7 protein-coding genes and 1 pseudogene are annotated in these 6,355 nt (G+C 70.1%); 4 read left to right on the top strand and 4 right to left on the bottom strand.

All coding sequences use genetic code 11. The annotated features are described in order from the left end of the window. Positions 1-171: 171 nt before the first annotated feature. From ACFPZL_RS08690 to ACFPZL_RS08680, 3 genes are all read right to left on the bottom strand, one after another. Complete coding sequence (locus ACFPZL_RS08690; RefSeq protein WP_236021719.1) at positions 172-981, bottom strand: ABC transporter permease; 810 nt, start codon at positions 979-981, stop codon at positions 172-174. Next, the gene (gene modA, locus ACFPZL_RS08685; protein ID WP_218113958.1) at positions 978-1,805 is read right to left on the bottom strand and encodes a molybdate ABC transporter substrate-binding protein; all 828 of its coding nucleotides are present in this window, start codon (positions 1,803-1,805) and stop codon (positions 978-980) included. The genes ACFPZL_RS08690 and modA overlap by 4 nt, the downstream gene beginning before the upstream one ends. A 61-nt stretch (positions 1,806-1,866) precedes the next feature. Continuing rightward, the gene (locus ACFPZL_RS08680) at positions 1,867-2,262 is read right to left on the bottom strand and encodes a TOBE domain-containing protein (protein WP_218113959.1); all 396 of its coding nucleotides are present in this window, start codon (positions 2,260-2,262) and stop codon (positions 1,867-1,869) included. A 246-nt stretch (positions 2,263-2,508) separates the two neighbouring features. Here ACFPZL_RS08680 and ACFPZL_RS08675 point away from each other — a divergent pair, with 246 nt between their 5' ends. The 3 genes from ACFPZL_RS08675 to fmdA all read left to right on the top strand — a co-directional run bounded on the left by ACFPZL_RS08675 (position 2,509) and on the right by fmdA (position 4,807). Continuing rightward, entirely contained in the window at positions 2,509-3,141 is a 633-nt protein-coding gene (locus ACFPZL_RS08675) for an AmiS/UreI family transporter (RefSeq protein ID WP_218113960.1), read from the top strand. Between the two features lie 51 nt (positions 3,142-3,192). Continuing rightward, positions 3,193-3,483, top strand: a complete 291-nt coding sequence (locus ACFPZL_RS08670; RefSeq protein ID WP_218113961.1) for an FmdB family zinc ribbon protein — start codon at positions 3,193-3,195, stop codon at positions 3,481-3,483. Positions 3,484-3,553: 70 nt separating this feature from the next. Continuing rightward, positions 3,554-4,807 (top strand): formamidase, encoded by a 1,254-nt coding sequence (gene fmdA / locus ACFPZL_RS08665; RefSeq protein WP_218113962.1) that lies wholly within the window; start codon positions 3,554-3,556, stop codon positions 4,805-4,807. A gap of 132 nt (positions 4,808-4,939) precedes the next feature. Here the strand turns inward: fmdA and fdhD are convergent, their stop codons facing one another. Further along, complete coding sequence (gene fdhD, locus ACFPZL_RS08660) at positions 4,940-5,833, bottom strand: formate dehydrogenase accessory sulfurtransferase FdhD (protein ID WP_218113963.1); 894 nt, start codon at positions 5,831-5,833, stop codon at positions 4,940-4,942. Positions 5,834-5,902: 69 nt separating this feature from the next. Between fdhD and ACFPZL_RS08655 the strand changes: the two are divergent. Continuing rightward, positions 5,903-6,355, top strand: a pseudogene (locus ACFPZL_RS08655) (gephyrin-like molybdotransferase Glp); the annotation flags it as partial.

The raw sequence follows: 6,355 nt of genomic DNA, 5'->3' as shown, positions 1-6,355 counted from the left end.
CCAGTTCGCCGCGCAGCGCGTCGAGCGTCGCCTCGGCGAGCTCGCGCTCCTCCTCCTCGCGGCCGGCAGCCTCCGCGGCCGCGGCGAAGTATCTGACGGTGATGCGGGACATACCGCCATCGTACCCCGCCCGTCCGCCCGTTCCCCGCCCGTTCCCGGTGCGGCCCCGGGTCAGTTCGCGGTGCGCCCGCGCAGCGCGACGAGCACGGCGATCGAGACGACGATCAGGATCAGGGAGAGCGTGAGCGCCGTGTCCTGGGTAACACCGGCACCGTTGAACGCCGTGTAGATCGCGAGCGGCACGGTGCGCGTCGTCCCGGCGGCGTTGCCGGCGAACAGCGCGGTCGCGCCGAACTCGCCGAGCGCGCGAGTGAAGCAGAGGATGGTGCCGGCGGCGAGACCCGGCGCGACCATCGGGAGCGTGACGAGGAAGAGGGCGCTCGTCGGCTTCGCTCCGAGCGTCGCCGCGGCCTCCTCGTACGCGGGGTCGAGGCCCCGCAGCGCGCCCTCGACCGAGATCACGAGGAAGGGGAGCGCGACGAAGGTCTGGGCGATCACCACCGCGACAGTCGTGAAGGGGATCCGGATGCCCAGCTCGGAGAGCGCGTCGCCGAGCACGCCGCCCCGGCCGAGCAGCGAGAGCAGCGCGAGGCCGCCGACGAGCGGGGGCAGGACGAGCGGCAGGGTGACGACCGCGCGCAGGAGCGCGGCGGTCGTCCCCGTGGTCCGCGAGATGACGATCGAGAGCGGGACGCCGAGAACGAGGCAGATCCCGGTGGAGATCAATGCCGTGACCACGGAGAGACCGAGGGTGCTCGCCGTCTCGGGCGCGGCGAGCGTGCGGGGCAGCGCCGCCCAGTCCATGCGCGAGAGCAGCGCGAGCAGCGGAAGCACCAGCACCGCCCCGCCGATGACGGCGGGGACGATGATGGTGCCCGGAACCCCCCGGTGGATCGGGCGGGTGCCACCCGACCCGGTCACGCCGGGCCGAAGCCGAGCTGCTCGAAGAGCGACTGCGCCTCGTCGGAGAGCATGAAGTCGGCGAACGCCTGGGCGGCATCCGGCGACCCGGATCCGGCGAGCGGGGCGATCACATAGCTGCCCGCGGCCTCGATCGAGCCCTCGATCTCGATGCCCTCGACGGCGCCGTCGGAGCGCAGCACGTCGGAGCGGTAGATCAGCCCGGCGTCGGCCTCGTCGTTGCTCACCTTGGTGAGCACGGCCGTCACGTTCTGCTCCTCGCTGACGGGCTCGAGTGCGACGTCGTCGCGCTCGAGGAGCTGCTGCGAGGCGGCGCCGCAGGGCACCTCGGGCGCGCAGACGACCACGATCGGCAACTCGCCGTCGGGGCCGGGCTTCACGAGGTCGGCCAGCGTCTCGATGCCCAGCGGGTTGCCCGGGGCCACGGCGATCTGGAGGCTGCTCGTCGCGAAGATCACGGGATCGGAGGCCAGCAGGCCCTCCTCGGCGACCTTGTCCATATTGTTCTCATCGGCCGAGGCGAAGACGTCGACGGGCGCGCCGCCGATGATCTGCGTCGCCAGGGTGGACGATCCATCGAAGGTGAGGCCCTCGAAGGTCACTCCGGGATGCAGCTCCTGGAACGCGGCGGTGAGCTGCTCGAACGCCGGCTGCAGCGAGGCCGCGGCCGAGACGGTGAGCGTGCCCGTGAGCTCGCTCGCCGGGGCCGGCTCCGCGTCTCCGCCCGTCGACGCGTCCGGCGCGCTCGCGCAGCCGGCCAGCAGCGCCAGAGCGAACCCCGCAGCGGCGAGGCCCCGGATCGTGCGGGTCGTCGTGGTGTTCATGCGTCCTCCTGGTGTGGGCCGGCGCTGATCGGATGGCCACCGGCGGGTTCGGCTGCGGTGATCAGCGAGCAGTCTCGATGATCACCGTGGTGGCTTTGACGATGGCGGTCGCCCGCGAACCGATCTCGATCCCGAGCTCGTCCAAGGCCTCCGCGGTCATCAGCGAGACGACGCGATTCGGGCCGCACTGCAGCTCGACCTGCGCGACGATGCCCGAGCGCTCGACGGCGGTGACGATCCCGGTGAACCGGTTGCGCGCGCTCCGTCGCACCGGCTCGTCGTCGTCCCGCGGCGGCGCGAGTTCGAGCGTGCGCTGGGCGAGGGAGGCGCCGGATACGACCTGCCGCCCGCTTTCGTCGATGCTCGCCTCGAGTAGACCATCGGTAGCCCACCGACGGATCGTGTCGTCGCTCACGCCGATCAGGCGCGCCGCTTCGCTGATCCGGAAATACGTCATGAAGCCCAGCTTACATCCGTGCCTGCGTGTGTCTGACCGGATTCTCGACGCATATGCGCACGCCTGAAGAGTTGCGAATCGCCGCGTGCCCCCGCCGCTGCCCGCGCCTCGCCTCATTGACTTCCCCGATGGCCCGGGTTACCGTCGGGGTATCGGCGGCACTCGGCAAATGCCCCGGCGGATCAGGACCGAAGCATTTCGGTGCTTCCTTCCTCTTCACGCAGTGCTGCGAGAGGAGATGCTGACATGGGCAGCGTGGGATTGCTGTACGTCGGAGCCGTTCTGTTCATCAACGGCCTCATGCTGATCGACGTCGTGCCGGGGAGATCCGCGGCCGCGATGAACCTCTTCGTCGGGGGAATGCAGGTGATCTTCCCGACCATCATCATCATGCAGTCGGGCGGGGACCCGGCGGTGGTCCTCGGGGCCTCCGGCCTGTACCTGTTCGGTTTCACCTACCTGTACGTCGCCTGGAACATCCTGACCGGTGCGAGCGGGGAGGGGCTCGGATGGTTCTCCCTCTTCGTCGCCGGCTGCGCGGTCGTCTACGGGATCCTGCAGTTCACCCTGTTCGACGACCCGGTGTTCGGCGTGATCTGGTTCTCGTGGGCCGTGCTCTGGTTCCTGTTCTTCCTGGTGCTCGGGCTGGGCAAGGAGCAGCTGACGCGCCGAACGGGCTGGTTCACGCTGCTGCTCGGCATCTTCACCGGCGCGATTCCCGCACTGCTGCTGCTCAGCGACGGCTACGCGACCGGGGCGACCGAGGGCATCATCGCTGCGGTGCTCGGGGCGGTGCTTCTGGCGATCTCGTGGGTGCTCGGCCGGCCGGTCGAGCGAGCGGCGCCGGCGCACGTCACGGACCCAGCGATACCCCACTGATCTTCCACTGCGAGCAGTCGTCGCGCGGTGGTGACGAAAGGAGCGGCCCGGATGCCGAGTTACAGCTACCGATGCGTCGAGGGCTGCCGCTTCGAGGCGATCTACCCGATGGCAGAGGTGCCGCAGGAGACGGAATGCCGCGACTGCGGGGCGGTCGCCCGCCGCGCCATCACGGCGCCCCACCTCTCGGTGGCGGACAGCTCGGCGTTCCGCCTCATGGACGGGGCGGCGCGGAGCGCCCATGAGCCGGAGGTGGTGACGAGTCTGCCCTCGGCGGCCGGCCCCGCACGCCGTCGATCGGTCACGCACAACCCGCTGCACGCGAAGCTGCCGCGCTCCTAGCGCGGCGGCAGGAAGTCCGGCGGCGATGCCGCCGCCGCAACAACAAGGAGAAGAAGGAAGGTCGAGGGCGATGCCCGAACACATATTCAAACTGGATTCCAATAAGAAGTTCGTCGACCAGGAGAAACTCGGTCACAACCGCTGGCACCCGGAGATCCCGCCGGTCGCGACGGTGAAGCCCGGCGACAGCTTCCGGGTCGATTGCCGTGAATGGTTCGACGGCGCGATCAAGAACGACGACTCGGCGCAGGACATCCTCGACGCCCCCCTGCTCACGGTGCATACGCTCAGCGGACCCTTCGCCGTCGAAGGGGCGAAGCCGGGCGACCTGCTGATCGTCGACATCCTCGACGTCGGCCCGATCCCGCAGGAGGACTCCGGGCCGCTCGCCGGCCAGGGCTGGGGATACACCGGCATCTTCGCGACTCGGAACGGCGGCGGCTTCCTGACCGAGCAGTTCCCGGACGCCTACAAGGCGGTCTGGGACTTCAACGGGCAGACGGCGACATCGCGGCACGTTCCCGGAGTTTCCTTCACCGGCCTGATCCATCCGGGCCTCATGGGCACCGCGCCTTCGGCGGAGCTGCTCGCGACCTGGAACGCACGTGAGGGCGCACTCATCGCGACGGACCCTGATCGGGTTCCGCCGCTCGCTCTGCCGCCCGAGGCCGAGCACGCCGTGCTCGGAGGACTGGACCGCGGAGAATGGGCGAGGGTCGGATCCGAAGCCGCGCGAACCGCTCCGCCGCGCGAGAACGGCGGCAACCAGGACATCAAGAACCTGAGCAAGGGGACGCGGATCTTCTACCCGGTGTTCGTCGACGGGGCGAACCTCTCGGTGGGCGACCTGCACTTCTCCCAGGGCGACGGTGAGATCACCTTCTGCGGTGCGATCGAGATGGGCGGGTTCATCGACCTGCGCGTCGACCTCATCAAGGGCGGGATGGACACCTACGGCGTCTCGGAGAACGCGATCTTCATGCCGGGCAACGTCGATCCGCAGTTCAGCGAGTGGCTGGCCTTCTCGGGGACCTCGGTGACCCTCGACGGCGAGCAGAAGTACCTCGACTCGCACCTGTCGTACCAGCGCGCGTGCCTGCACGCGATCGACTACCTCACGAAGTTCGGCTACAGCCCCGAGCAGGCCTACCTGCTGCTGGGAGCGGTGCCGATCGAGGGCCGTCTCTCCGGTGTGGTCGACATCCCGAACTCGTGCTCGACGGTCTACATCCCGACCTCGATCTTCGACTTCGACGTGCGGCCTTCGGCGTCGGGTCCCGTGCAGATCGACCCGGGGATCGGCGCACCGCGCGCGGCGGCGTGACACCGCGTCGCCGCCGGCCGGTGCCGCGAACCTGCCTCCGGGTTCCGCCTCAGGCGTGACCCGGGGCCGGGTTCACGGCCGCCTCTCCGCAGGGCTGCGGGATCGGTGGGTGCGGAGATCGGCGGAGTCGGATCAGTCCGTCGTGTCGTCGGCTGTGTCGTCGTCCGTCGCATCCTCAGGTGCGGCGCCGACGATCCGGTCGGGCCGGGAGTAGACGACCATCGACGGGCCGCGCAGGAAGCCGACGAGCGTGAGCCCGGACTCCTCGGCGAGATCCGCCGCCAGCGACGAGGGCGCCGACACCGCCGCGAGCATCGGGATCCCGGCCATCAGCGCCTTCTGGGTGAGCTCGAAGCTCGCGCGTCCCGAGACCATGAGCACGCAGGATCGTGCCGGCAGGCGACCGTTCATGAGGGCCCAGCCGACGACTTTGTCGACCGCGTTGTGGCGGCCGACGTCCTCGCGCAGTACGAGCAGTTCCCCGGTCCGCCCGTCGAAGAGTCCGGCGGCATGCAGGCCGCCGGTGCGATCGAACACCCGCTGCTGGGCGCGCAACGCCTCCGGGAAGCCCGCGAGGGCGGCGGCGTCGATCTCGAGCTGATCGTCGGCGACGGTGAAGTGCGTCTGCGTGTGCACGGCGTCGATGCTCGCCTTGCCGCACAGGCCGCAGGAGCTCGTCGTGTAGAAGTTCCGCTCGAGGCTCGGGTCGGGCGGAGCGACGCCTGGAGCGAGCGACACGTCGAGGATGTTGTAGGTGTTGCCCTGTTCGTCCGATCCCTCGTACTCGGCTCCCGCGCAGTAGCGCGCCGTGGAGAAGTCCTCGCCCCGATGGATCACGCCCTCGGAGACGAGGAAGCCTGCGGCGAGCTCGACGTCGTGACCGGGCGTTCGCATCGTCACCGCGAGCGAGCGGCCGAAGACGCGGATCTCGAGCGGCTCCTCCACGGTGAGATAGTCCGCGCGCCGGGTCGGCGAGCGCCCGACGGTGAGACGGGTGACGCGGCGGCGATCGGCGATGCGGGACACGCTTCTTGGATAGCATCGAATGCGGGAGAGAGCAAACGAGGAGCCGACTGCTCGGGGCGGAGGTGCGGGATGGCCGATGCGGCCGGGTCGTCGATGGTGACGGCCGAGGAGCACCTCGCATGGATCCTCGACCGGGTTCCGGCACTCGCCCCCCGGAGTCTGCCCGTGGGCGAGGCGCACGGGCTCACCCTCGCCGGCGACGCGAATGCGTGCCATGATCTGCCGCTCTGGGACAACTCCGCGATGGACGGCTACGCGCTGCGTGCGGCGGACGTCGCGGCAGCGGGCCCCGCATCGCCGATCGCGCTGCGGGTGCTCGGCGAGGTGGCGTCCGGGAGCGCCGAGGACCCGCAGATCGGTCCAGGAGAGGCCGTACGGATCATGACCGGGGCGCCGGTGCCTGCGGATGCGGACGCCGTGGTGCCCGTCGAGCACACGCGGGGGGATCGCGCGGACGACCCGTGGGCGGTCGAGCGGGTCGAGGTGATCCGCCGGGCGGATCCCGGCGCGAACATCCGGATC

This window comes from Leucobacter soli, from assembly GCF_042659205.1.
GTDB lineage: Bacteria > Actinomycetota > Actinomycetes > Actinomycetales > Microbacteriaceae > Leucobacter > Leucobacter soli.
Note: the sequence above shows the minus strand (reverse complement) of the source record. Positions and strands in the feature narration are given on the sequence as shown.